General features: G+C 39.1%; 20 protein-coding genes. 5 read left to right on the forward strand and 15 right to left on the reverse strand.

Annotation, left to right across the window (positions count from 1 at the left end; genetic code table 11):
- Nucleotide 1: 1 nt before the first annotated feature.
- From ispF to rlmD, 9 genes are all read right to left on the reverse strand, one after another.
- Nucleotides 2-481 carry a 2-C-methyl-D-erythritol 2,4-cyclodiphosphate synthase gene (gene ispF / locus AC1EU2_RS01845; RefSeq protein ID WP_480296301.1) on the reverse strand — a complete coding sequence of 160 codons (480 nt, stop codon included), beginning with the start codon at nt 479-481 and terminating at the stop codon, nt 2-4.
- Entirely contained in the window at nt 478-1,191 is a 714-nt protein-coding gene (ispD, locus tag AC1EU2_RS01850) for a 2-C-methyl-D-erythritol 4-phosphate cytidylyltransferase (protein ID WP_480296303.1), read from the reverse strand. Before ispD ends, ispF begins: the two co-directional genes overlap by 4 nt.
- A gap of 5 nt (nt 1,192-1,196) precedes the next feature.
- The gene (ftsB, locus tag AC1EU2_RS01855; RefSeq protein WP_480296304.1) at nt 1,197-1,499 is read right to left on the reverse strand and encodes a cell division protein FtsB; all 303 of its coding nucleotides are present in this window, start codon (nt 1,497-1,499) and stop codon (nt 1,197-1,199) included.
- 151 nt (nt 1,500-1,650) lie between these two features.
- Entirely contained in the window at nt 1,651-2,520 is an 870-nt protein-coding gene (locus AC1EU2_RS01860; protein WP_480296306.1) for an MBL fold metallo-hydrolase, read from the reverse strand.
- Between the two features lie 167 nt (nt 2,521-2,687).
- Entirely contained in the window at nt 2,688-3,983 is a 1,296-nt protein-coding gene (eno, locus tag AC1EU2_RS01865; protein ID WP_480296308.1) for a phosphopyruvate hydratase, read from the reverse strand.
- A gap of 165 nt (nt 3,984-4,148) precedes the next feature.
- Nucleotides 4,149-5,780 carry a CTP synthase gene (locus tag AC1EU2_RS01870; RefSeq protein ID WP_480296310.1) on the reverse strand — a complete coding sequence of 544 codons (1,632 nt, stop codon included), beginning with the start codon at nt 5,778-5,780 and terminating at the stop codon, nt 4,149-4,151.
- 150 nt (nt 5,781-5,930) lie between these two features.
- Nucleotides 5,931-6,713: a nucleoside triphosphate pyrophosphohydrolase gene (gene mazG / locus AC1EU2_RS01875; RefSeq protein ID WP_480296311.1), complete on the reverse strand. Its 783-nt coding sequence runs from the start codon at nt 6,711-6,713 to the stop codon at nt 5,931-5,933.
- A complete protein-coding gene (gene relA / locus AC1EU2_RS01880; protein ID WP_480296312.1) occupies nt 6,713-8,926 on the reverse strand; it encodes a GTP diphosphokinase in 2,214 nt (737 codons plus the stop codon). The genes mazG and relA overlap by 1 nt, the downstream gene beginning before the upstream one ends.
- A gap of 40 nt (nt 8,927-8,966) precedes the next feature.
- Nucleotides 8,967-10,292: a 23S rRNA (uracil(1939)-C(5))-methyltransferase RlmD gene (rlmD, locus tag AC1EU2_RS01885; RefSeq protein WP_480296313.1), complete on the reverse strand. Its 1,326-nt coding sequence runs from the start codon at nt 10,290-10,292 to the stop codon at nt 8,967-8,969.
- Nucleotides 10,293-10,399: 107 nt separating this feature from the next.
- On the opposite strand from rlmD, the gene barA reads away from it, so the two are divergent.
- The 3 genes from barA to recN all read left to right on the forward strand — a co-directional run bounded on the left by barA (nt 10,400) and on the right by recN (nt 15,672).
- Nucleotides 10,400-13,222, forward strand: a complete 2,823-nt coding sequence (gene barA, locus AC1EU2_RS01890; protein WP_480296314.1) for a two-component sensor histidine kinase BarA — start codon at nt 10,400-10,402, stop codon at nt 13,220-13,222.
- Nucleotides 13,222-13,818 carry a YjaG family protein gene (locus AC1EU2_RS01895; protein WP_480296315.1) on the forward strand — a complete coding sequence of 199 codons (597 nt, stop codon included), beginning with the start codon at nt 13,222-13,224 and terminating at the stop codon, nt 13,816-13,818. The genes barA and AC1EU2_RS01895 overlap by 1 nt, the downstream gene beginning before the upstream one ends.
- Before the next feature lie 195 nt (nt 13,819-14,013).
- Nucleotides 14,014-15,672, forward strand: a complete 1,659-nt coding sequence (gene recN, locus AC1EU2_RS01900; RefSeq protein WP_480297058.1) for a DNA repair protein RecN — start codon at nt 14,014-14,016, stop codon at nt 15,670-15,672.
- A 51-nt stretch (nt 15,673-15,723) separates the two neighbouring features.
- Here the strand turns inward: recN and AC1EU2_RS01905 are convergent, their stop codons facing one another.
- Together AC1EU2_RS01905 and AC1EU2_RS01910 are read right to left on the reverse strand one after the other, a co-directional pair.
- Nucleotides 15,724-18,339, reverse strand: coding sequence for a TonB-dependent receptor plug domain-containing protein (locus tag AC1EU2_RS01905; protein ID WP_480296316.1), 2,616 nt, complete (start codon nt 18,337-18,339; stop codon nt 15,724-15,726).
- Nucleotides 18,340-18,762: 423 nt separating this feature from the next.
- Nucleotides 18,763-19,479, reverse strand: a complete 717-nt coding sequence (locus AC1EU2_RS01910) for a pseudouridine synthase (RefSeq protein ID WP_480297060.1) — start codon at nt 19,477-19,479, stop codon at nt 18,763-18,765.
- A gap of 661 nt (nt 19,480-20,140) precedes the next feature.
- On the opposite strand from AC1EU2_RS01910, the gene AC1EU2_RS01915 reads away from it, so the two are divergent.
- Nucleotides 20,141-20,353, forward strand: coding sequence for a hypothetical protein (locus AC1EU2_RS01915; RefSeq protein ID WP_480296317.1), 213 nt, complete (start codon nt 20,141-20,143; stop codon nt 20,351-20,353).
- A gap of 84 nt (nt 20,354-20,437) precedes the next feature.
- Here AC1EU2_RS01915 and AC1EU2_RS01920 read toward each other — a convergent pair whose 3' ends face one another.
- A complete protein-coding gene (locus tag AC1EU2_RS01920; RefSeq protein ID WP_480296318.1) occupies nt 20,438-20,680 on the reverse strand; it encodes a VF530 family protein in 243 nt (80 codons plus the stop codon).
- Between the two features lie 125 nt (nt 20,681-20,805).
- Here AC1EU2_RS01920 and AC1EU2_RS01925 point away from each other — a divergent pair, with 125 nt between their 5' ends.
- Nucleotides 20,806-21,756: a helix-turn-helix domain-containing protein gene (locus AC1EU2_RS01925; protein WP_480296319.1), complete on the forward strand. Its 951-nt coding sequence runs from the start codon at nt 20,806-20,808 to the stop codon at nt 21,754-21,756.
- Between the two features lie 16 nt (nt 21,757-21,772).
- Here AC1EU2_RS01925 and AC1EU2_RS01930 read toward each other — a convergent pair whose 3' ends face one another.
- The 3 genes from AC1EU2_RS01930 to AC1EU2_RS01940 form a co-directional block, all read right to left on the reverse strand.
- The gene (locus AC1EU2_RS01930; RefSeq protein WP_480296320.1) at nt 21,773-22,876 is read right to left on the reverse strand and encodes an HDOD domain-containing protein; all 1,104 of its coding nucleotides are present in this window, start codon (nt 22,874-22,876) and stop codon (nt 21,773-21,775) included.
- Between the two features lie 250 nt (nt 22,877-23,126).
- Nucleotides 23,127-24,452 (reverse strand): sensor histidine kinase, encoded by a 1,326-nt coding sequence (locus tag AC1EU2_RS01935; RefSeq protein WP_480296321.1) that lies wholly within the window; start codon nt 24,450-24,452, stop codon nt 23,127-23,129.
- Nucleotides 24,442-25,818 (reverse strand): sigma-54-dependent transcriptional regulator, encoded by a 1,377-nt coding sequence (locus tag AC1EU2_RS01940; RefSeq protein WP_480296322.1) that lies wholly within the window; start codon nt 25,816-25,818, stop codon nt 24,442-24,444. Before AC1EU2_RS01940 ends, AC1EU2_RS01935 begins: the two co-directional genes overlap by 11 nt.
- Nucleotides 25,819-26,014 lie beyond the last annotated feature (196 nt).

Consider the following 26,014-nt stretch of genomic DNA (forward strand, 5'->3'; position numbering starts at 1 on the left):
TTTAAAGAGCCTGCATTAATACGACTGCTTCAACGGCAATCCCTTCTTTACGTCCTGTAAATCCAAGTTTTTCTGTAGTTGTCGCTTTTACGTTTATAGAGTCAATATCTGAATCTAAATCTTGTGCTAAAACTTCACGAATAGCTTCAATGTGTGGTGACATTTTAGGTGCTTGAGCAATCACAGTGACATCAAGGTTTCCAAGTTTAAAGCCTTTTTCTAATGCAAGTTTATAGCAATGCTTGAGTAATTCTCGGCTGTCAGCACCAGAAAATTCAGGATCTGTATCAGGAAAATGCTTGCCGATATCACCTAAGGCCATTGCACCTAAAATGGCATCAGAAATCGCATGTAGAACAACATCACCATCAGAGTGAGCAATCAGTCCAACATCATAAGGAACCAGCACACCACCTAACATTAATGGCTTATCACCACCAAATTTATGTACATCAAAGCCGTGACCAATTCTTATTGTCATTCTACGTTTCTCTCATGTTGTTCGATATAAAGACGTGCCAACTGAAGATCTTCTGCATGTGTTACTTTAATATTATCTGGTCTTCCTGCAATCAATCCAGGACATTCTCCAGCCCATTCCATCGCTGAAGCTTCATCCGTAATGGTTGCACTGGCCAGTAACGCATTTTTAAGGTTATTCATTAAAGCACTAATAGGGAACATTTGCGGCGTCATCGCATGCCATAATTGTTCACGGCAAACAGTTTCAGATATTTGATAATTGTCACCCGCACGCTTCATGGTATCCCTCACAGGCATGGCCAGTATTGAGCCTTGTGGAAACTGTTGTCTTGAGTCAAGCATCAAGTCAATATCAACATGAGTAATACAGGGACGCGCTGCATCATGAACTAATACCCAAGCGTCATTGTACCCTTCACTTTGAGCGTGCTCTAAAGCTGCTAGTACAGTATCCGCTCTTTCAGCCCCACCGAAAGTTCGAATCAATTTTGGGTGTTCGGCCTCTTTTAAATCGGCAAAGTACTCATCTTCTTTACTGATTGCGACGATCACCTTATCAATTTTGGGATGATTTAAAAAAGCGCTCAGAGTGTGACTTAATATCGGCTTGTTATTAATGGATAGATATTGCTTAGGAATATTGACGCCCATACGTTTCCCTACACCAGCGGCGGGAATTATGGCGATAATCTTTTGTACTTGGCTCATATTACTCATTCTGAGTCGATGAAATGATGTTTTTTCTTACCAGAGACCACTCGATAAAAAGTTTCGCCTTCTTTAACCAATCCAAGTTCGTTTCTTGCCCGTTCTTCAATGGCTTCAGTACCATCTTTAAGATCGGCAATCTCCTCTTTTAAGACTTGATTTCTGGCTTTTAATTTATCATTGCTCTGGTTCTGGACTTCGATTTGTTTTTGTAAGCTAAAATACTCCCGCAAGCTATTCTCACCCTGCCATAGGCGATATTGCAACATCGCTAATAAAACAAATAAACTTGCGTATAAAAATCTCATAGAATTTAAAATATAATCAGAATATTTAGCTTTGAAAACAAAACTATACCCAAAAATTTAGGCTACCTAAATAGGCAGCCCAAGGTATGGTAATTATGAGTGAGTTAAATCAACGAAGCAAGCCATCAACAGTAATAGTTAGGTAATTTATTCAGCCACCATGAACAATAGACAGCGCCATCCTTTGGACATGTGCAGGCAATTGATCTAATTGTTGCCATTTGCTGGCGTCATACTTGGTTAAATGAATGTCATTTTGAATACCAGAGTAGGCATAATCATATAAACCACTAGAATTTTTTTTCTGCTCCGCTACCACCTTAGCTAAGACTTGATGATAAATATCGTCATAAAGATCACGATAATCATAAAGTGCTTGAACAGATGTATTAGCGGTATGACCATCAATGGCATATTTAATTTTCCATGTTGAAATGCGATCTAATGCTTCTTTTACGCCAACACCATTCAATGAAGGTAAGTACTTTTTATTTGTGATTTTATAGCTTTGATATAAGTCAGCTGTATAAACAACTTGATCATTTGGGACGTAAATCGCCGATGCTGCATCGCCATCACTTGCTCCAAGCTCTATGACATCAACACTAACATTACCTAAATTAATAACATGCTTACCATGATATGACACATCAAATTTACTTGGGGCAATATGTAGAGGATCAAATCTCAACACGTTATTAGCGGCACTTTCAATGTAGGTTTTGGCGCCTGGAAATTCTCGAGTCCCACCAATATGATCAAAGTGAGCTTGAGATAATACAATTGCCGTCACCGATTTATCCGTCACTTTCTTCAATGCTTGCTTTAGCGCTTTGGCTCTTGTTGGATTAGCTGGATCAGTAATTAAAACTCCGTTTTCACCAATCACAACTAAGCTCGCATAATATCCTTGATTGAACAAATACGAATGACCATTCAGCTTTTTAAGTGGTGTATTTGTTGCAGCAAAACATAAAGTTGGAATCAAAAAAGGGAGAGATAAAGCAAATATTTTTTTCATACAAACCTCTTAACTAATTGCAAAATTAACTTGCAAACCGAATCCATGTACCTTTGAATTAAGGCTTTGAAGATTCAAACGTCTAGGTTATGAAAGTAGGGTATTTCTACTGAATAGAGAATGAACGTGAACCTAAAGCGAGTGCTCTAGGTTCACATATTTAGAAATTAACGCTTAGCGTTGATTTCTGCTAAGCCACGATATGCAGCTTTTTCACCTAATTGCTCTTCAATACGTAACAATTGGTTGTACTTAGCAACACGGTCTGAACGACATAGAGAACCTGTCTTGATTTGGCCAGCCGCAGTACCAACTGCTAAATCAGCAATTGTAGCATCTTCAGTTTCACCAGAGCGGTGAGAAATCACAGCTGTATAACCAGCTTCTTTAGCCATACGGATTGCAGCTAAAGTTTCAGTTAGAGAGCCAATTTGGTTGAACTTAATTAGGATAGAGTTACCAATCTTATTCTCGATACCACGAGCTAAGATCTTAGTGTTTGTTACGAATAAATCGTCACCCACTAATTGAACTTTGTCGCCCATGATTTCAGTTTGGTATGCCCAACCATCCCAATCTGACTCATCAAGACCATCTTCGATAGAAACAATTGGGTATTCATCAGCAAGTGACTTAAGGAAGTCAGAGAAACCGTTTGAATCGAATACTTTTCCTTCACCAGATAGGTCATACTTACCATCTTTGTAGAACTCAGATGCAGCACAATCTAATGCTAAAGTCACATCTGTACCTAGCTCATATCCAGCAGCAGCAACAGCTTCTTTAATTACAGCTAGTGCGTCAGCGTTTGAAGCTAGGTTAGGAGCGAAACCGCCTTCGTCACCCACTGCAGTATTAAGACCTTTGCCTTTTAGTACTTTCTTAAGTGCGTGGAAGATTTCAGCACCCATGCGTAGTGCTTCACGGAAGCTCTTAGCGCCAACTGGTTGAACCATGAATTCTTGGATATCAACGTTGTTATCAGCGTGCTCGCCACCGTTAATGATGTTCATCATTGGAACAGGCATAGAGTACTGACCTGGAGTACCGTTTAATTCAGCAATATGAGCGTATAAAGGAATACCTTTGAATGCTGCTGCTGCTTTAGCATTTGCAAGAGATACCGCTAGGATTGCGTTAGCACCTAACTTATCTTTGTTCTCTGTGCCATCTAGGTCTAGCATGACTTGGTCAACGTCAGATTGAGCCGTTGATTCTTTACCAACTAGCGCTTCAGCAATTAAACCATTTACGTTTTCAACCGCTTTTAATACACCTTTACCTAAGTAACGAGCCTTGTCACCATCACGTAATTCTAGTGCTTCACGGCTACCTGTTGATGCACCAGATGGCGCAGCCGCCATACCAATGAATCCACCTTCTAAGTGAACTTCAGCTTCAACAGTTGGGTTACCACGTGAGTCCATGATCTCACGACCAATTACTTTGATAATCTTAGCCATTTTAATCCTCGATTTTTGACTTAAATTTGAAATTCTTAAATTCATTAAAAATGAAAAGTTCATTCTTGTAACAGCTACGACAAAAAAACTGCTATAAGAATCGACCTTTTCAAGGAAATAAGCCGGAGAAATAAGCTCCGGCTTCATAATTCAATTTTTTAAAGGTTATTGTTTCTTTTGAAACTCAGCTGATGCAGCAATAAAACCTTCAAATAATGGATGTCCATCTCTTGGGGTAGAAGTAAACTCTGGGTGGAATTGACCAGCAACAAACCATGGGTGCTCTGGTAACTCAATCATTTCTACTAACTTCTTATCAGAAGAAAGACCACTAAATGCTAAACCTGCTTTTTCTAACTGTTCAACAAAATTGTTATTTACTTCAAAGCGATGGCGATGACGTTCCACGCACGTTTCTGAACCATAAGCTTGTGCCGCTTTCGAACCTTTCTTTAGATGACAAAGCTGTGCACCTAAACGCATTGTGCCGCCCAAATCAGATGCTTCATCACGTTGCTCGATCTTACCTTCTTTACCAATCCATTCCGTGATCAAGCCCACAACTGGGAAAGGTGACTCCTTGTTAAACTCGGTTGAGTGCGCATCTTTCATACCGGCAACGTTACGAGCGAATTCAATTAGTGCGACTTGCATACCTAAACAGATACCAAAATATGGGACATTATTTTCACGCGCATATTTTGCAGCAAGAATTTTGCCTTCAACACCACGTTCACCGAATCCACCAGGAATGAGGATGCCATCTAAGCCTTCAAGCACTTCATCGCCTTTGGCTTCAACAGTTTGTGAATCAACATACTTGATCGTTACCGATACACGGTTTTTCAAACCTGCATGTTTGAGTGCTTCGTTAACCGATTTGTATGCATCTGGTAGTTCAATATATTTACCCACCATGCCAATCACAACTTCTTCTGTCGGGTTAGCTTCTTGGTAAATTACGTTTTCCCACTCAGAAAGATCGGCTTCTTTACACGTTAAACCAAAACGAGAAGTCACAAGTTCGTCTAAACCTTGAGACTTAAGTAATGCTGGGATTTTGTAAATGCTGTCTACGTCTTTTAATGAAATTACTGCACGTTCTTCAACATTACAGAATAGTGAGATTTTCGCTTTTTCATTGCTCGGGATAGCACGATCACCACGACAAACCAGTACGTCTGGGGCGATACCGATTGAACGCAGCTCTTTAACCGAGTGTTGAGTAGGCTTCGTTTTTACTTCGCCTGCTGCACCTAAGAAAGGAACTAATGTTAAGTGCATGAATAAGGTGCGAGCACGACCTAATTCAACACCCAATTGACGAATTGACTCTAAGAAAGGAAGTGATTCTATATCACCTACCGTACCGCCAATCTCAACGATAGCCACGTCATGACCTTCACCACCAGCAAGCACTTTGTCTTTGATTGCATTCGTAATGTGAGGGATAACCTGAATGGTTGCACCAAGGTAATCACCACGACGTTCTTTACGAAGTACCTCTTCATAAATACGGCCGGTAGTGAAGTTGTTTAGACGATTCATCTTGGTGCGAATAAAACGCTCATAGTGACCAAGGTCTAAATCCGTTTCCGCCCCATCCTCAGTAACGAATACTTCACCATGCTGTGTTGGGCTCATGGTACCTGGATCAACATTAATATATGGATCCAATTTCATTATAGTGACGTTAAGCCCTCTGGCTTCTAGAATCGCTGCTAATGATGCTGCTGCAATGCCTTTACCTAGTGATGAAACCACACCACCAGTTACGAAGATATACCTTGTAGTCATGCTGAACCTGAGAAAATGAAATTGAAAATAAGGTGCTTAGATCAATCCGATTCACATATTATTGAGTGTGAAAAAATGGAAGATTTGTGAAGCACTAGGACGGGGAAGTAGTTTACCAAAACCACTCCTCCTTAACAATTATGTTTTGGATTATTTTTCAGAATTTTTCACTGTATTCCAATACGAATCCAGCTGCTCAATATTGAGATCGGACATCACTTTGTTATCTTGCTCGACGGCAACTTCAACTTGACGAAAGCGAGTTTCAAACTTGTGGTTAGCTTGTCTAACGGCTTCCTCTGGTTCAACGTCAAGGTGACGAGCAAGGTTGACTACTGAAAAAAATAAGTCGCCTAATTCATCTTTCAACCTTTCTTTATCGACTAAAGGTTGTTCGACTTCTTCCATTACTTCTTGAAGCTCCTCGGTGACTTTTGCCGATACATCATTGATGTTATCCCAGTCAAAGCCTATCGAAGCCGCTCGTTTTTGAATCTTATGTGCTCTCGATAATGCAGGCAATGCGATTGGAATATCGTCAAGCACTGAGTCTTGTGATTTCTGCTTCCTTTCCGCCGACTTTAATCTTTCCCAATTGGCTTGCTCTGAGCCTTGTAACTTTGCATCTTCAAATACATGTGGGTGACGTCGAATCAACTTGTCAAGAATGCACTGCACCACATCATCAAACTCAAACCGCCCTTCTTCTTTGGCAATTTGGCAATAAAACACAACTTGAAACAGTAAATCACCCAGCTCATCGGGTAACTCATCCCAAGATTCACGCTCTATGGTGTCTGCTACTTCATAAGCTTCTTCAAGAGTAAAAGGCACAATAGAAGCATAAGTCTGTTTGATGTCCCAAGGGCAACCCGATTCAGGGTTACGTAGTTGAGACATCACATTTAAAAGCTGTTCAATTTTTTTTGCCATTAAAAACGCTTCGCCTCAAATACACCTTCAATTTGTTGAAGCTTTGCAATTAACTTACTCAAGGTATCTACGTTATACAGCTCAAGATGCACCTCGACTGTTGCAGTTTGTTTCTTCATATCTGAAGCCGAACTCATATTCAGCACGTTTGCTTTTTCTGATGCTAAAACCGTAGTGACATCACGCAGCAAGCCTGTTCTGTCACTGGCTATCACACGCATTTTAACTTTAAAGCCACCTGAATAGTTCTCTCCCCAAACTACATCAACTACACGCTCAGGGTTTTGACGTATCAGCTCTTTCAATTGGTCACATTCATCACGATGAACTGAAATACCTCGGCCTTTAGTAATAAAGCCAACGATTTCATCGCCTGCCACTGGCTGACAGCAACGCCCGAGGTGGGTCATAAGGTTACCCACACCATTAACCTCAATTTGGCCTTTACTCTGACCTGAGCTGCGCGCTTGCCCTTTCTTCAGCAAGTCTTCAACGGCAGCAGAAGCATCGTGTTTGTCTTTGTTTACTTGTCGACTTTGTACGTGGTTAACGACTTGATTTAAGCGAACGTCTCCACCGCCGATACCAGCCAATAAATCTTCGAGGCTAAGCATGTTAAAACGCTCTACTGCACTTTCAGCATCTTTGACCGTTAAACCCAAACGAGAAAGCTCTGCTTCAAGCATTTCTTTACCAGCAATAGCATTTTTATCTTTATCTTGTTGCTTAAACCAATGTTGAATTTTAGAGCGAGAACGAGAAGAACGGATATATCCTAGGCTTGGATTTAGCCAATCACGTTTTGGACTTGGATGTTTGGTGGTAATGATTTCAACTCGCTCACCCGTCTGAACTTGATAAGTAAATGGCACAATACGACCATCAACTTTAGCGCCGATACAACGATGACCCACTTGAGAGTGAACATAATAAGCAAAATCAAGTACCGTACAGCCTGCTGGCAAATCGACAACTTCTCCTTTAGGTGTAAATACATAGACACGATCTTCAAAGACTTGGCTTCGAACTTCATCAACTAAACTGCCACTTTCAGAAACATCTTCTTGCCACTGAAGAATTTTACGCAACCAGTTAATTTTTTCTTCATAGCCACTTTGTTTACCCGAACTGCTGCCTTCTTTGTATTTCCAGTGCGCTGCAACACCTAGCTCAGCATCTTCATGCATCGCTTCTGTACGAATTTGGATTTCAACTGTCTTACCTTCAGGGCCTACAACAATTGTATGTATTGATTGATAACCATTTGGTTTTGGATTGGCTACGTAGTCATCAAACTCTTTTGGTATATGATGAAAAAGTGTATGCACTACACCTAATGCGCTGTAGCAATCTTGCAAACGATCCGTAACGATACGAACGGCTCGTACATCAAATAACTCATCAAACTTTAAATCTTTACCCTGCATCTTTTTCCAGATGCTATAGATATGCTTAGGGCGACCATACACTTTTGCTCGGATATCTTCTTTATCTAATTCCGCTTGTAAATTCGAAACGAAAGACTCGATAAAAGATTCACGATCAAGACGCTTGCCATCTAATTTTTTGGCAATTTCAATGTAAGTTTGAGGGTGAAGATATCGAAAAGACATATCTTCAAGTTCCCACTTAAGCTGACCAATACCCAAACGGTTCGCTAGAGGTGCATAGATATCAGTAATTTCTCTAGCAAGCAGAACTCTCGTTTCTTCATCGTCATTTTTCACTTTACGAAGTAAACAAACACGCTCGGCTAACTTAATCACAACGGCGCGTACATCCTCAACCATTGCCAATAACATCTTGCGGATCTTATCAATCTGGGATTCTGAAGCCTTATTATTTGGAGAAGTCTTTAAGGCACTAATTGCACTCATCGTGCCAGCGCTATGAACTAGAGTTGCGAGGTCCTTACCAAACAAATCTAATATTTTTTCTTGGTCAAGCTTGTCCTCTTGTAATAAAACATAAAGAACTGCCGCTTGAAGTGTCTCAAGATCCATATGCAAAGGTGCTAAAATCTCTACCATTTCTCTGGCATAGGTAAAGGTTTCACCTTCAAGTAAAGTACTGCCGTCTTTTTGAGCTTCGGTTAAGGATTCGAGAAAAGTCAGCAGCAATTTGGCATCATCATCAGAGTGAAGATAACGACCAATCCAATCTTTAAGATTAAAATTCTGATTTTCTAAATGCGTTTCTCGAACCGTTACCATTTATAACTTCCTTTTGGTATTAACCACAAAACTCTTAGAATTAAGACTCTCTTGTAAATAGCGCCATAGCTTCAATATGATGAGTCTGAGGAAACATATCAATCATAGACAATTTCTGCAATTCATATCCGCCATCAATCAATAACTTTGAGTCTCTTGATAAACTTGAGGGATCACAAGACACATAAACGATACGCTCAGGGTTCATCTTTTTCACTTTTTGCAGGGCTTCATAAGCTCCTGCTCGTGCAGGATCTAACAGCAATTTATCCACTTTGCCATACCAAACTTTTTCAGTGATGTCTGATGTTAAGTCACACTCATAAAACGCTGCATTTTCAATATGATTTGATAGCGCATTTTGCTTTGCTTGCTCTACAGCCGCTTCAACGCCTTCAATACCCACAACATTTCTACACAGCTTAGCTAACGGCAGACTAAAGTTCCCCATACCACAGAACAAATCTAATACTCTGTCACTGCTATTCGGCTCAAGCCAGTCAATGGCTTGTGCTACCATCTTTTGATTGATGTCACCATTCACCTGCACAAAGTTACCTGAATTAAACGCTAATACGGTTTCATTCACTTTATAGATAGGTTGCTTTTCATCACCAGAAAGTTGTTCTATCTCGTTATCATGTTGTAGTTGCAAAATAACGTTATGGCTAACGGCAAAGTTTTGAAGCAGGTTCTTATCTGATTCCCCAATTGCTTTAGGAGTACGTATTACAACGAAAGTTGCATTCTCTCCGGCAATTAATTCAACATGTCCAATCGTTCTCACACTTTTCAGTTGATTCAGTACAAACGATATAGGCTCAATTAATACCGACAACGTCGGCGCAATCACCATGCAAGTTTTAATTGGTTCGATTTTATGGCTCGCAAGCTGACGAAAACCAACAATTAATTGTTTTACGTTTGTATCAAAGTAGGTAGCAAGTTTTGCTCGACGTCGATAATGTCTATCTTCTCCTTCGATGATAGATACTGCTTTAGGCTCAACGTTCGTCAATTTACTGAAAACTTGCTTGAGTGATTCAACCTTATGCTTTCTTTGGTTTGCGATTCGCAAGTGCTGTAGATCACAACCACCACATTGACTAAAGTGTGGACATTCAGGCTCGACACGTTCATCACTCGCTTGAATTACTTTAAGTAACTTACCTTTTGCGTATTTTTTCTTTTGATCTACAAGTTGTAATTCAACCTTTTCAGATGGTAATGCCCCCGGAACAAACACTACTTTACCCTGATGATGCGCAACCCCAGCACCTAAATGATCAAGCTGACGGATCTCCATCGTCATTTTTGGTGATGTTTTCTTTGAATTTCGGGGTTTATTTTTAAAAAACTGCGCCATATTTGCCTCAAAATGGATAAAGTATTAGCATCTGATGTTCATCAGAACTTCTCAGAGCTAGATTGCGGAAAACGGGAAGCTAAAACAACAATAATAAAGAGTATTCTTTGCAAGATTTTAATAACGGATTTCAAACTTCAAAAACTAAAATTGATTCCGACGCTTCAAAAAGTAATTTGCGTGTATGGGTGTTACTTTTAGCTCTCATCCCCACTTTGGTGATGGGTATTGTACTCGCCACGATCTTCACCGTAAACAAAACATACGATGAAGATTCACAGGTGAAAGACAGAATCAAACGAATTACAGATCCTGTTGCGCTATCACTGGCAATATCCATCAGTAACAATCAACGTGATGAAGCGAAGCGACTATTAACCAACTTGCAGTTAAATGAACGTGGCTTTGTTCGCTCGATCTCTGTTTTTGATGACCAAAACCAACTCTTCGTCACCTCCCACTTTCAAGGTGAAGTTGATGGGATGCGTTATGAAAACTCGTTAATTACTCTGACAAAACAAGAATTACAATACGTAGGAAATGACATTCTTGCTAGAGCTCCCATTTTTAAATTATCTGATGACGAACGCTCAAAGTTGGATCAACCGCACTCAAAATTCAAGCCGGGACCTATGCTTGGCTATATTTCTATTATTTTCGATAATGAAAAAGCCACTGAAGGGCACCATACCTCAATCATTCTTGCATTTATTGTGGTGCTTTGTGGCGTTCAAATAAACTTACTCTTTACTATTCGTTTAGTTCGTTATTTCACTGGGCCAATATCAGAAATAACCAGTTTAATCACTCATGTTCGCTATGGCACAAATGTCTCGCTGATTGATAAGTCTTATATTTCTGAACTAGACACAATGAAAGAAGGTATCAACTACCTCGCTCATTCCGTGCAGCATTACCGAACAGAAACCGATGAGAGTGTTCAACAAGCCACAGGTGATTTATTGAGAACTCTTGAGCAAATTGAGATTCAAAATGTTGAATTAGACATGGCTAAGAAGCGAGCTCAGGAAGCCAGTAGAACAAAATCTGAATTTTTAGCCAATATGTCTCATGAGTTGAGAACGCCACTCAACGGTGTCATAGGCTTCTCTAAGCAACTCGCTAAGACGCCGCTTCATTCTAGCCAATTAGAGTACATTCAAACCATTGAGAGAAGTGCAAACAACCTGCTCAGTATCATTAATGACATTCTCGATTTTTCGAAGCTTGAAGCAGGAAAGATGGTCATCGAAAACATCCCGTTTGGATTGAGGGATTGCCTGGATGAAACTCTTGCGATTATATCTACATCAGCTCATGAAAAAGGCTTAGAAATTGTTGTGGACGTTGAAGCAGATGTTCCGGATAACGTGAATGGCGACTCCATGCATCTTAATCAAATCATTACGAATTTAGTCGGTAATGCGATTAAGTTTACTGATGCAGGAAGCGTTAGCGTTAAAGTTTCTCTAGAGTCCAGCCATCTAAATAAAGTTATTTTGCGTTTTGAAGTTGAAGATACTGGTATTGGAATTAGAGAAGATCATCAAAAGAATCTGTTCCAAGCTTTCACCCAAGCCGAGTCATCCATTTCAAGAAGGTTTGGTGGTACAGGGTTAGGGTTAATCATCACTCAACGTTTAGTGAGCTCATTAAATGGGGAGATTTCATTCTCCTCCAAAGAAGGTTTTGGTTCAAAGTTTTGGTTTACGATGCCGCTTGAACTCTGTCAATTTAAGCTTGGTGATTCAATACCGATTAAATCATTAAGTAACAAATCAATACTCATTTATGAGCCGCGTACTCTATCATCGAATATGCTCGCAAAGAAAATGCGCTTGTGGAACATTCACTATCGTATGGCGACATCTATCGATGATTTAAAAGCTAAGCTCGCTTCTTCATTAAGTTTTGACTATCTCATTTTAAGTTGTAATGGTTTATGCCATGAAAAAGAAGTGTCTGCCATTCTCGACATTGCTCAGCCTAAAGTAGGTCGCATATTTTTGTTGCATGATTGCCACCAAAATGAGCAGGACATCGAAAAGCTAAGAGGCTCTGTCGATGGCATCATTTCAACACCATTTACTGATTTAGCCCTAGCTAGGCAGCTTCTCTATTCACAAAATACTGAACAGCCAGCCGAGCCAGTCGATATAAAACAGCCTATCGTTAATGATAGAAAGAGCCTGACAGTTTTAGCCGTTGATGATAACCCAGCCAACTTAATGTTGATTAAAACCCTGCTTGAGGAACTGGTCACTAACGTGGTTACCGCTGCCAGTGGTGCTGATGCAGTAAAAATATCTCAAAGCCAACGCTTTGACTTAATCCTAATGGATATTCAAATGCCTGATATTGACGGTATTGCAGCTACTCAATTGATTAGAGAGAAGTCGGTCAATCGCAACACACCTGTGATTGCTGTTACCGCACACGCCATTGACGAAGAGAAGCAAAAAATTCTCAGCAGTGGTATTGAGGGCCATTTACCAAAACCTATCGATGACAAGGCACTCAGTAATGTGATTGATAAATGGGTTGTTCGCCCTAAGTTTACCCACTTTGATGTCCATACGTTAAATTGGGAATTATGCTTAACTCAAGCAAGCCAAAAACAAGAGTTGGCAATTGAAATGCTAAAAATGTTGCTCGACACAATGCCTGAAACAACTCAACTTATTGATGAAGCATTAGAGTCTAGAAACAATGAAGCTATGCTTGCCATTATTCATAAGCTGCACGGTGCTTGCTGCTACTGCGGAGTACCAACTACTCAGAAGCTTTGTCAGCAAATTGAGTCTGCTTTGAAGCAAGGACATACAGCAGAAATGCTAGAACCTGAAATTCTTGAGTTACTTGACGAGTTAACTAAGGTAGAATCTGCAATTAAACAAGTGATTTCGCAGCTGTCGTCGGAAATTAGTTAATGACTAAAAAAACAGGCTTTTTTAAGCGCCTTAAAGCGCTTAGTCTTCCTCAAAAACAACTCTTTGCCATCGCTCTTTGTCAAAGAATGTATCCAAATTATCAGCTTTTTTCTGAAGTCTGCGAATTTGGTAACCCACAAGTTTTAGATACTGCTTTAAACCTTTTATGGCAAAAGCAATATGACAACAAACTTAAACTGAATATCGATATTTACTTAGAGCGTTTAGACGAAGTTGCGCCTGAACCTGTAGATTTTGATTCTTACGGTGTTTTCCCTGCTTTAGATGCGGTTTCTGCATTAATTGCTCTGTTAAGTGCAATACAAAGTAAAGTAGAAGACGATATCACCAACATCAGTAAACTTTCCTCTAGCACAGTGGCTAATTACATCGAAGCTACTTGCGAACAAGAGTTAAGTGAAGCTGCACTGGATGATTATGTTTTTGAACATCCAGCTATGAATGAAGAGCGCGAGCTGCAATCAATGCTGTTAGATGTCATTGAAGAAAACAAGATATCACCAGCATTTGTAAAAGAGCTGCGTAAAGAAATTGTCGATAGTGGCATTTCAAATATTGGTATTAGCGTAAGCTAACAACCAAGCAAAACATATAAAGCCAGCTTTAAGCTGGCTTTTTTGTCTCTGTCTTTTATCGAATTTTTGATGAAACCTATTTACTGTATAAAAAATCAGTATATACTGTTTATCAATACAGTAGTTTTGATAATGACTGATCAATTACTTTTCACAACACATTGAATAGTAATGGATGCTAACAGGGACAACATTATGCTTTGCCAACTGAGTATCAACAATTTCGCTATCGTTCGTTTTTTAGAACTCGACTTCAGTAAAGGAATGACGAGTATCACTGGAGAAACTGGCGCAGGCAAATCTATCGCTATTGACGCACTAGGACTGTGCCTTGGAAATCGTGCAGATACACATGCTGTGCGTCCAGGTGCCAATAAAACAGAAATATCAGCGACATTTAATATTGATAAACTTCCTTTGGCAAAACGCTGGCTCGAAGATCAGGATCTTCATTGTGATGAAGAATGTATTTTAAGAAGAACCATTACTTCTGAAGGCCGCTCTCGCGCATACATCAATAGCAACCCTGTCCCACTATCACAACTCAAGTCACTTGGTCAGTTACTTATTGCCGTTCATGGTCAGCACGCTCACCATGCGATGCTAAAAAATGAACACCAATTAGATCTCCTTGATAGCTACGCTAACCATCAAGGTTTACTCAGTGATGTCGAGAAACAATATAAAAATGTTAAACGTATTGAATCTGAATTAAAACAGCTATTTGCCTCCCAAGAGGAACGTAAAGCTCGCCAGCAATTATTAGAATACCAAGTACAAGAATTTGATGAGTTTGATTTGAAGAAAACCGAATTTGAACACATTGAACAAGAACATAAAAAACTTGCCAACAGTACAGATCTAATCAGTCATTGCCAGCAGAGCTTAAACTTACTCTGCGACTCTGATGAAAATATTGAGTCAATGCTCAATCAAGCAAGTTCGCTCGCTGCTGATCTTGAATCATTTGATCCAGATCTTAAGACTGTCGGAGAAATGCTGAATAATGCGCTGATTCAAATTCAAGAAAGTAGCGGTGAAATTCAACATTATTTAAGCAACTTAGAACAAGATCCAGAGCATTTTGAGTACATTGAACAAAGACTATCAAAAACAATGCAACTTGCTCGAAAGCACATTGTTGCGCCAAACGAACTCTACTCTCATCATCAATCGATTAAACATGAACTTGAGCAAATCTCTTTAGATGAAGGAAAGCTTGATGATATGCATCTCACTCTTGATTCTGCTAAAGACAAGTATCAGCGAGCTGCAAAAAGGCTTAGTCAAAGCCGAAAGCGATATGCTAAAGAGCTAGATAAACTGGTTACTCAATCCATACACCAACTTAATATGCCTAAAGGAAAGTTTGAGATTGAAGTGAGCCATAATGAACACAACATTTCAAACATTGGTGGAGACAGTATTGAGTTTTTAGTGACGACTAACCCTGGCCAACCTTTGCAGCCCATTTCTAAGGTTGCTTCTGGCGGAGAACTCTCAAGAATAGGGTTGGGAATTCAGGTCATCACCGCTCAGAAAGTGTCTACACCTACGCTAATATTTGACGAAGTAGATGTTGGTATTTCTGGCCCAACGGCAGCAGTAGTTGGCAGAATGCTACGAAGTTTAGGCGAATCGACTCAAGTATTTTGTGTTACTCACTTGCCACAAGTTGCAGGTAATGGCCACCAGCATATGTTCGTTAATAAAAAGTCAGCTAAAGGACAAACCGAAACCTCTATGACCCCATTAAATAAAGAACAGAGAATTGAAGAGCTAGCTCGACTATTGGCAGGAGATACTATCACACAAAGCTCATTGGCTAATGCGCAGGAACTTCTAATTCACTAATGAAAAAGGCTTGCCTATGGCAAGCCTTTATTTGCTTTTAAGCAATATACTTTAAAACTTATACGATGCGTTCACATACCAATAACGACCTTGGCCACTGTGAACATTTGTTGAGAATCCCATAAACTCGTTATAAATAAATGGTGGTTCTTCATCAAATAAATTCGTTGCACCTAGCGTTAATACCGTATTCTCTACGCCATAATAACTCACTCTTGCATCTACAGTTATCATCGAATCTACATCTTTCAATACTGTACCGTCTTTTTGAATTCGCACAGACTCATCTTGCTTAAATTCACCAATGTAATTCAATGATAAGTTAGAAACAAAATTATCGGTCTTCCAGTCTGCTCCAGCTCTCCAGCGGAATTCAGGCTGCTCAAAATCACCTTCAACAGTATCTATTCGATAACCACCATTGCCATCATTACGCTTGTCTTCATATGATAAGATGTAATTAAGTGCATAAGAAAAGTTAAAGTCGCCAGCACCAGTTTCTAGTTTGTAATTTACATCAAGATCGATACCTGAAGTATCAAGGTTACCAATATTTTGGAAAGTATCAAAAATGCGAACTACTTCACCCGGGTCTCCTGCTACACCAGTAGGAATACGCTCAACCACTGAAGGATCTGTTCCAAAGTTACTCAGTACAAATTGAGTATCAGAATCGATGATATTTTCAATTTTGTAATTGTAATAATCTACAGAGAAGTCTAAATCCTCAGTAATATTATAAATTACACCTAAGTTATAACTTTTGGATTCTTCAGGTTGTAGATCTGGGTTACCTTCAAACTCCGCAGTGAACTCAAAAGGTTCACATCCAAGCCCGACTAGAGCACAACGCGCTTTATCCACCAAAGTTGGGGATTCATCCGTCTTTCCTAAACCAAGCTGATGTAATGATGGGGCTCTGAATGCTGTACCGTATGAGCCACGGAAGGAAAGATCTTCCATCGGATTCCATAAGAAACTGACTTTAGGATCCGTTGTATTACCGAAGTCACTGTAACGTTCGTGTCTCAATGCAAACTGAAGTTCAAAGGTATCATGTAACGGTATGGCCAATTCAGCGTATATGGCTTTATTGTCTCGACTACCATTCGCTTGCGTTGCCTCTGTACCAAATACTTCTCCACGTAAGTACTGATCATCTGGATTATCAGAAATCGACTCTTTACGATATTCAGCACCGAAAGCTAACAAAACATCGCCAGCATCCATTTCCATTATAGGACCTGAAATCGTTGCATCTATCGATCTCATCGTAGATTTACCAATGCGGGTTGTCGTGGTTTCGATATAATCTAAAGCTTCTTGAGAGTTGGAAGAAGGCTCAAATGGATCATAAGTTCCATTATCGATTGCTTCTTGTAATCGGCGTTTATTCGGGAAACCATCAATACCACGTTCTACTGATTTTGATTTAATGTAGTTGTACGCAACTTCCCAACTCCATTCTTCTGCAATTTCACCTTCAAGACCTAAAATAACACGGTAATAATCACTATCGACGTCTTTAGCACGGTTACCTATATCCACCATTCTTCGTCTCATTGTGAGATCTTGACCATGAAACTCGTGATCAGCTTGATTGGCAAAAGGATGATTAGGGTTATCACCAGCCATGAATAATTCATTGAAACTTGGGCTACCAGCACCACGAACTAAACTGCGACCATTTTGCCCATTAAGCTCAGCGAAGCCACGCATCGTATCAGTAATGTCATATTGACCCATGTAATTAAAGCTAAAACGTTCAGCTTCAGGGATCATAGTCATAACTGGAGCATAATCATATCGGCATAAATCACCAACAATCTGATCAGCAGGACAAACATCATTACCAAAGGTATCCGCCATACGGTTGGTAGGATTACTCTTTAGTGCAATCGTTCCCGGATAACCAGATGAGCTTCTAAAATCTGTAGCGTGAGGATCACCAGTTCGAGCTTTTTGGTTCGCTGTTGCAGCAAAGCTTCTGTCACCATAGAGCACTTCTTCACGCTTGAAATAATCTAAGATAAATGTGTGATTACTTTTTTCAGCTTGGTTACCCCAAACAATACTCAGGTTTTGTTCTTCACCACCACCGCTGGTTGTATCGCCATAACGCGCACTAATTTCAGCACCATCTAAATCATTACGTAAAACAATATTGATCACGCCGGCAATTGCATCAGAACCGTAAACCGCACTCGCACCATCTTTCAATATATCAATACGTTTGACGGCTGCAATTGGGATATTGTTGATGTCGACGAAGGCGGTATCAATTCCTTTCGCAAAAGGGCTCACAGAAACACGACGACCGTTAACCAAAATTAAGGTTGAATCGGCACCCAACCCACGCAGTGAAACGCTCGAACCACCGTTTGCAGTATCGTCACTTGAGTTTGCTTGAGTAGAAAAGGTTCCAGCACCAGCTATAGGTAGTTTAGAAAGTGCTCCTATCAGGTCAGTTGCACCAGTATCTTGTAAATCTTCGACGGATAAACTCGTGATCGGATTAGGACCTTCCATGTCGGTGCGCTTGATGTGCGATCCTGTCACCTCTATACGCTCAACTTCTTCTTTATTGTCATCAGCCGCACTTGCGTAAGATGAAACTGCGGTTGCAGTAATGGCAGCAAAAAGCACATTCAACTTAAATGTTTTCATGTTGTTCCCTCAAATTGGTTTACTAGGAGTACTCCTCTGACCTCCTGTCCTTTAATCTAGGAAAAACATGAATAACATAATTGATACATTTTAGAAACATATAATTATTTCAAAATGCTACAAAATATTAGATGAATATTTCGATATTGATATTGTTTTCAATTTAAAACCATTGCCTACAGAACAACATAAAGTGCTTCAACGCCTAACTATCTAACCATTATGCAAAATCATCAATACTAATGCACTCGTCATTATCGTCTACAACCAAACTTGAATTAGATAAGTAAACCGCACCTTTTTATTTAAATTTTTGCAACCGTTTCATTTGTAACTATGACTTAAAATTCTCTTGGCACGACATTATCAATCGAAAAAACCGATTCAATTTAAAAGAAAATTTTTGTGATTTGATTTGTATTTTCAACTTAAACTATCGTTGTGATCTATTTCATTTTCTTTCAGAAACCTCCACTCACCAGGCTTAAGCTCATCGGGTAATTTGATATCTCCAATTGAAATACGGTGAAGAGCTTCCACAGGGTTTCGATAGCGACCAAACATTCTCTTTATTTGGTGGTATTTACCTTCACTCAACGTCACTAGCGTCTCAAACTCGGATAGAATTTCTAACTTAGCAGGTTTAGTAGTAATGTTTTCATATTCAAAATGAAAGCCTTGGTTAAAGCCAGAAATATAATCCTCACTCACAGGGTGTCTTAACTTCACGTAATATTTTTTTGTTACTTTTGAATCTGGTGACATTAATTGGGACGACCACTTACTGTCGTTGGTGAGAAGCAACAAACCGGATGAGTTTAAGTCTAATCGACCAGCAATATGAAGTTGGGCTTTTTCTGGGTGCACGATTAAATCTAACACGGTCTTATGAAGATCATCTTTTGTTGCACTTACAACTCCAACCGGTTTATTCATTAAGATGTAAATGGGCTGATGTTCCTGTAGAAGCTGATGGTCTAACTGAATCTTATCAAACTCAGTGATTTGCATATCTAGTGCGTCAGCCACTACATCATTAACTTTAATTCTTTTTTCAAGTAGATAAATTCGTACCTGTTTTTTTGAAATTTGTAATGCACTACAAAGAAAGCGGTCTAAACGACCTCTTTTATTTTTCATCATTTTTATTTTGTCACCTCAAAATCAATACTAAAAGCAAAAAAATTACGTCTTAAAATAGTAAATTATACTTTTTGTTTAAAAGTTCAGATTAGCATGGCGTTAAACAAAATTAACAACCATAGCCAATGATTTATCTTTATGTTTATGATCATGCTTGAAATCAAACATTTTCAGCCTTAATACGCATAATATGGCAGCTCTTATAGTCACACCTAATAAGGTATTCAATCAAGCATGGGGATTATCTTGTGATAACATTCAAGACTCTACAACTGGAGGGTTTGAGGTCTCCTTTAATAATCATGAATGGCATATAAAACCTACTTCGGAACGACATTTGAATACATCGGGAGTATTAGCTTTTTTTAAGTCATTCATATGCATCGTCATGAATCCAATCAAAACGTATCAAATTAAAAGTGCGCTACAACGATCAAATATCACAAATTGGCTATCTCATGTCACAAGAAAAGATATTTCGGAACCTTTCTTCTTTACACAATCACAATGCCAAAGACACATAATGCAGAGAGCATTTGAATGCACAAATTCTGATAACAGAGTATTCAAGAAACTCTCTCCTTCAGAGCGTAATAAGCTCTATTCATTTTGTTGCCCAATAATGAAAAAACCAATAACGCCCTATAATGGAGTTGCTGTGAATATCAGAAATACAGAGCGTTACAGAAATGAATTCAAACACGATGGCTTTTGGATCGTCATGTCGGTTGAAGGTCTTTCAAGGTTTATTCTTAATGGAAGAGCTAAGTACTCCAACGCTTTAGAACTAAACCCTGATGGTTTACGGAAGGAAGATATTAGAAATTTAAGGGAAATACCTGTCGCTCAACTTCAGCACATTAGATTATAAAAGAACTGATTGAATTGAGATGATTGAGTATTTGATATTTGATATTTGAAGCTCAACTCAAACATCTAATTATCTGCCGATTCTTTACCTTCCACTTCTCCAAGGATCAACCCTGCAAAAAGTATCAATATAGAGCTGTTCAACTTTATCTCTGGCCCAAGGGGTTTTTCGTAGAAATTTAAGTGATGACTTAACGGAAGGCTCACTCTTAAAGCAATTGATATTGATTCTATCTGCAAGGCCATTCCAGCCAAACTCTTGCTGAAGTTCTTCCAATATAGCGTCTAGCCTTTTTCCATGTAAGGGGTTGTTCTGTTGTGAATTCATATATTTTTGATAACAAACTATGTAAAAGAAATATAAATATTTATTACACTTCCATTATTAAAACTCAACAAGGTAAAATAATCATTAAATTAAAACTCATATTACCTGTCTAGGAATCGTAATAAATGTTTGAAATTGGTAGCCACTTTCGAAGTATAGAAACAAATAACTTGGAAGAGCTTTCTCATTTTCAGCCGAATAAAAACCGCCATTATACCCAACTCAAAACAGGTAACCTCAACGTTCGATACAACGAGGTAAACCTTGGCTCAGTACAAATTATGCGGGAAGCGCTAACTACTGGCGGCATGATACAAGCTACACCGAACTCTCAGTACATCCCATTTGCCTTCCCTTTAATGCATTCAAGTAACTTCCGCTTTTGTGGCCAAGAGAGACGTAACCACACTTTCTGTAAAGCAAGTGGAGGCAGCTGGGAAATGGTTTACGATGACAATTTAGATTATATCGCAGCCGTATTTCTGAAGAAATATTTATCTTCCAAATACCAACAAATATTTAACCGAGAGCTTCCTGATACATTATTACAAAGTAGTATTATTGAGGTTTCACAAAAAAAAGCGCTCTACTTTTCAAATCAGTTAAATAAAATCATGAGTTTATCTCGCAATATCAATCTTAATGGTTTAGCTAAAACAGCGGCTTTATTAAGTTCTGAAACCTTACAAGTAACACTCGATACGCTTATCGACCCAATCGGTGCGACGTCATTGGAAACATCACAATCTAAAAGGCAGGTTGGCGTTTATAAAGTTATTGATTATTTGCATTACAATGCGCATTTACTTCCTGATATTGCAACCTTGTGCAACGTTGCAGGTGTGAGTGAAAGAAGCTTGCAGTACGGTTTTTTGGAGCAATTTGGAGTTACTCCAATCAAGTATTTAAGATTAATTAGGTTAAATGGAGCAAGGAAACAGTTACAGAACTCCGAAAAAAGACGCTTTAAAGTTATGGATATCGCCTTAAATTGGGGGTTTATCGAACTTGGAAGATTCTCAAAAGAATACAAAGCTCTATTTCAAGAATCCCCTTCTAAAACACTCAGGTTATAATTTCAGATTGATAGAATTAAGCAACTTCATTATTTGATTCAATGAATAATGAATCTAGAGAAGCAAGTGCCTCGTTACTATACAGCTTTCGCTTAGCTTGCTCGTAGATATTTTTGGCTTGGGCTTTACTTTGCTGCTTTAGCAATACCGCTTGGCTTATCACATTTGCCTCAAAAATATACCCACTCAAAAAATCGGTTTGAAATACCACAGCAAGCACTTTACGGTCATAAATCAGAGATTGCTTCTCTAAACTCATTACCACTCTTTCTGGAAATCCCCAATGGTGAGCAATTTGATGAGTCAGCTTTTTTGAATATTGATTTAACACCTTTTTAAAATGACTTGAACCTGGTTGGTACTCTGGTGGTACAACAGAGAAGGCATCAAGTAAAAGCTGATAAATGACAATATTACCAAGATTTTGCATCAACCCGAGCAAATACGCTTCAGCACAAAATTCTTTATGGCCAGATTGCTCCAACAAGTTTTTTGCGATTTTTCCTGTATTGACACTGTGCTGCCAAAGCTTGACGCCATAAAATTGAAAATAGAGGTTTTTTTGCGGAATGAGCTGTTTAATAAATCCGTTTATAACCGCCTCATTGAGCCCATTAGCTCCTAGAACTAAAAACGCTTTCTTCAAGCTAATGATTGGAATATCACTTTTTTTATAGGCACTTGAGTTGGCTAGTTGAATCACTTTAGCAGCGATGACCGGTTCTTCATTCAACAACTTAACAATACTGAGAGCATCAAAATCGTCATTTTTTAGCTGTCTAGAAATTTCATTTAGCGATCTGGGTAAAACAGGAAGATCATTCAACAATTCTGATGGTGATTTTAGTAAGCCTGAAATTTGATTTGCGATAAAAGCGGCTAGTTGATCACTTCGATCAATACCACGCTCTTTACCAAATAAATAATGATGAAATTGTTCTTGGAGATCGCATTGAACAATGCGTTCTTTTTCATCAGTCAGGCTCTGTGCGGGCTTGTTAAAGCTCTCTTGAAACTCGATGGTTTTTAAAGAGTGATAGGTATCTTCAAAGTATCGCCACTCTTTATCTGCATCTTGCTTTTGTTTAAAGAAGAACTTTTTTACTAACTGTTTAAACATAAAAATGTTGAAATTAACTGTTAACTCTATGCTTAAATTTTACTTTTTATGAATAACAAAAAGTATGCATAATCCGCAAATATTCGAGTTTACAGGCAGTAAAAAATGCTCACCTACTTAGGTGATTAAAACTGCTCCTAATGATATTAGCTTTATATTCTATTGTTTCAGTTTCAAGTAAAAGGCACCTTAATCAAATTAAACAAACTCCTTTGAGAAAACGATTCAGTTGAACCGCTTTCTCATCATTTCAACTCAACACCATCCTAAAGCACGCTCCATTTTCAGAGTTCACATAACTCAAGTCGCCACCGTGTTGAATCATTATATGCCGCGATAAACTTAACCCTATGCCAGAGCCTTGTGGCTTAGTAGTAAAGAAGGGGACAAAAATCATCTCAAGAACATGCTCTGCTATACCTATGCCATTATCAGAGATGTCCAAGCTCACTTGAGCATCATCATTTTGCTGTAAGCTGATTGTAATTTTCTTTTCTGCTTCATCACTCACTGCTTCTGTGGCGTTTTTTAATAGATTAATCAAAACTTGCTCCAACTGCCCTGCATCAGCCATTAATGAATAATCACTAACCAAATTAGTATCAATATCAATGCCATACTCTCGCCACTGTGCTTCAAACAGCTTTATCGTCCGGCCGACTAACTCTTTTAGAGAAATGATTTTCAAACTTGGTGCGGGTAATTGACTCATAGAGCGAAAACGACCGATAAATTCATCTAAATGAGCCGTCCGCTTTGCAATAGTGTCTAACGCCAAATGTAAATCTTGCTTATCTTCTTCATCGTCAAAACTAAGCTGCTCTGGTATCAATGTCATTGCAGTTTGAGAGAGTGACGTAAGAGGTGTGATTGAGTTAGCAATTTCGTGAGTTAACACTTTTGTGAGTTTTTTGTAGGCTTGTTGCTCTTTGGCTTGTAAGGCTAAATGGATAGATTGAATGCTAACCAGTTTTAATGCTTCTCCATCAATGCTGACACAAGTGATCTGCACAGAAAGTCTGTCTTGATGTACCCCTTTTTGCCAGTTTAGCGATAACCGATGGCTTCGTTGTGTTCTTTGTATGCATTCCCCTAGTTGCCCCATACGACTTACGTTTTCAGGTAACAAACCTAATAAACGTTCACTGGCTGGGTTTTTGTGAGTTAATTGGCCTTTACCATCAACCACCAAAATGGCGATATCTAAATGAGTTAACAAAGTTTGTAAATAATGAGCTTGTGACTGTGCCTTTGCTTCACTACTTTTGAGTTGCTCATTCACTTGGTCGAACTTCACTCTAAGCGGATGATGTTTTGCTAATCCCAAACTAGTATCACCATTAGCTAAGGCACTCAGCATTTGCGTGACTTGCTTTTGCTGTTGGTTAAATTGCGCCACCAGCAAGTAAACTAACAGTAAATTGGATAGCCCTAAAATGGTGACTAACGCAGTCATCCCTTGCTGATGCCAAGTGTGTGCGGTCAACAGCAACACAACACATAAACAAACAACATTCAGTGCGAGTTTGACGCTACCACGGCTTAATTGGGTATGAGTGACTACATTAAAGTTCATGTTTTTCTAACCTACGATAAAGTGCACCACGAGTTAAACCCAATGCTTTTGCCGCTTTGCTGACATTCCCTTGAAAGTGTTCTAATGCCGCTGCAACTGTTTGCTTCTCAACGTCTTGCAAATTAAATGTTGTGAGCTGTTGATTATTATCAGAAACAATATCCACTGCTGGTGTTGTAACAATCGTTGAAATATCTAACTTACTGCCTTCACTTAAAATAACCGCTCGTTCAATAGAGTGTGCTAATTCACGAACATTCCCTGGCCATGAATATTGGCATAACCGTTTTAAGTCACTTGGCGTAATACTTAAATTTCGTTGATATTTAGTGCCAAAATACGTCAGGTAATGATCGACCAATAACGGAATATCTTGCTCACGCTCTCTGAGTGGCGGCAAATGAATTTCAATGGTATTAATCCGATACAAAAAGTCTTGGCGGAACTCACCACTGTCAATGGCTTGAAGTAAATCATGGTTAGTCGCACAAATTAAGCGAGTATCAAAATCGATGGTTTTATTACTGCCTATTGGCGTCACTTGGCGGTTTTGGAGTACAGCTAATAGCTTTGCCTGTTGCGATAAAGGTAAATTACCAATTTCATCAAGGAAAATACTGCCTTTATGAGCCAGTTCAAAACGCCCTACTCGGTCTTGTTTGGCATCCGTGAAAGCGCCCTTTTTATGGCCGAAAAGTTCACTTTCAAACAGAGTGTCTGATACTGATCCCATATCCACACTAATAAAAGTTTTATCTACTCTCTGACTGGCTTGATGTACCGCCCGAGCTGCAAGCTCTTTACCTGTTCCGCTTTCACCTAATATTAAAATATTGGCATCGGTTTTTGCGGCCTTTTCGATGGTGCTAAACACTTGTTGCATGGCAGGGCTTTCGCCAAGAAAAACCGAGTTAGATTGAGTGAGTACCGAGCTGAGCTCTTTATTTTTACGACTTAAACTATCCCGTTCACTCTTTGTTTCCGCATGAGTAAAAGCGGCCGCTACAACTGCCAGTAACGCCTCGTTTTGCCACGGCTTGGCAATAAAATCAGCCGCTCCGGCTTTGATGGCTTGGACAGCTAGATTCATATCGGCATAAGCCGTCATCATAATCACGGTAGTGCTTGGTTTCAGCGTTAAGATTTGCTTTAACCAATGAAACCCCTCTTTGCCACTGATAGCATCTTGAGTGAAGTTCATATCGAGCAGCACCACATCGATATCAAACTGGTTTAAGTAATGGCTGATTTGTTGTGGGTCAGTTGTAGTTTTAACTTGTTGGTAATGCTTTTTTAGCAGCAAACGTGAAGCCGTTAAAATATCGGCATTATCATCGACGATGAGAATACTTCCCTGATGTTTCATTATTCTTGTTGTATCAGTGTTAAATAATTGCAATCAATGTACGGATATTTACCTTTCATCACAAGCAAATTGTCCATTTATGGACAATTTATTGTTTCAAAACTGGACACTCTTTTATTTCATTAACAACCACAAAACCATTAACCAGCTGATTTATATTGCATTAATATTTTGGCACACCTTTTGAAATGTCTAC

It is taken from the genome of Parashewanella sp. 2304DJ23-3, from assembly GCF_056591695.1.

What these genes read in the sequence shown, in the direction of transcription:
- AC1EU2_RS01860 (WP_480296306.1), bottom strand. Translation starts at nt 2,520, where the DNA reads ATGAAAAAAATATTTGCTTTATCTCTCCCTTTTTTGATTCCAACTTTA.
- AC1EU2_RS01920 (WP_480296318.1), bottom strand. Translation starts at nt 20,680, where the DNA reads ATGAATTCACAACAGAACAACCCCTTACATGGAAAAAGGCTAGACGCT.
- ftsB (WP_480296304.1), bottom strand. Translation starts at nt 1,499, where the DNA reads ATGAGATTTTTATACGCAAGTTTATTTGTTTTATTAGCGATGTTGCAA.
- AC1EU2_RS01910 (WP_480297060.1), bottom strand. Translation starts at nt 19,479, where the DNA reads ATGAAAAATAAAAGAGGTCGTTTAGACCGCTTTCTTTGTAGTGCATTA.
- recN (WP_480297058.1), top strand. Translation starts at nt 14,014, where the DNA reads ATGCTTTGCCAACTGAGTATCAACAATTTCGCTATCGTTCGTTTTTTA.
- AC1EU2_RS01895 (WP_480296315.1), top strand. Translation starts at nt 13,222, where the DNA reads ATGACTAAAAAAACAGGCTTTTTTAAGCGCCTTAAAGCGCTTAGTCTT.
- relA (WP_480296312.1), bottom strand. Translation starts at nt 8,926, where the DNA reads ATGGTAACGGTTCGAGAAACGCATTTAGAAAATCAGAATTTTAATCTT.
- AC1EU2_RS01940 (WP_480296322.1), bottom strand. Translation starts at nt 25,818, where the DNA reads ATGAAACATCAGGGAAGTATTCTCATCGTCGATGATAATGCCGATATT.
- AC1EU2_RS01930 (WP_480296320.1), bottom strand. Translation starts at nt 22,876, where the DNA reads ATGTTTAAACAGTTAGTAAAAAAGTTCTTCTTTAAACAAAAGCAAGAT.
- ispD (WP_480296303.1), bottom strand. Translation starts at nt 1,191, where the DNA reads ATGAGCCAAGTACAAAAGATTATCGCCATAATTCCCGCCGCTGGTGTA.
- AC1EU2_RS01905 (WP_480296316.1), bottom strand. Translation starts at nt 18,339, where the DNA reads ATGAAAACATTTAAGTTGAATGTGCTTTTTGCTGCCATTACTGCAACC.
- AC1EU2_RS01870 (WP_480296310.1), bottom strand. Translation starts at nt 5,780, where the DNA reads ATGACTACAAGGTATATCTTCGTAACTGGTGGTGTGGTTTCATCACTA.
- AC1EU2_RS01925 (WP_480296319.1), top strand. Translation starts at nt 20,806, where the DNA reads ATGTTTGAAATTGGTAGCCACTTTCGAAGTATAGAAACAAATAACTTG.
- mazG (WP_480296311.1), bottom strand. Translation starts at nt 6,713, where the DNA reads ATGGCAAAAAAAATTGAACAGCTTTTAAATGTGATGTCTCAACTACGT.
- eno (WP_480296308.1), bottom strand. Translation starts at nt 3,983, where the DNA reads ATGGCTAAGATTATCAAAGTAATTGGTCGTGAGATCATGGACTCACGT.
- rlmD (WP_480296313.1), bottom strand. Translation starts at nt 10,292, where the DNA reads ATGGCGCAGTTTTTTAAAAATAAACCCCGAAATTCAAAGAAAACATCA.
- AC1EU2_RS01935 (WP_480296321.1), bottom strand. Translation starts at nt 24,452, where the DNA reads ATGAACTTTAATGTAGTCACTCATACCCAATTAAGCCGTGGTAGCGTC.
- ispF (WP_480296301.1), bottom strand. Translation starts at nt 481, where the DNA reads ATGACAATAAGAATTGGTCACGGCTTTGATGTACATAAATTTGGTGGT.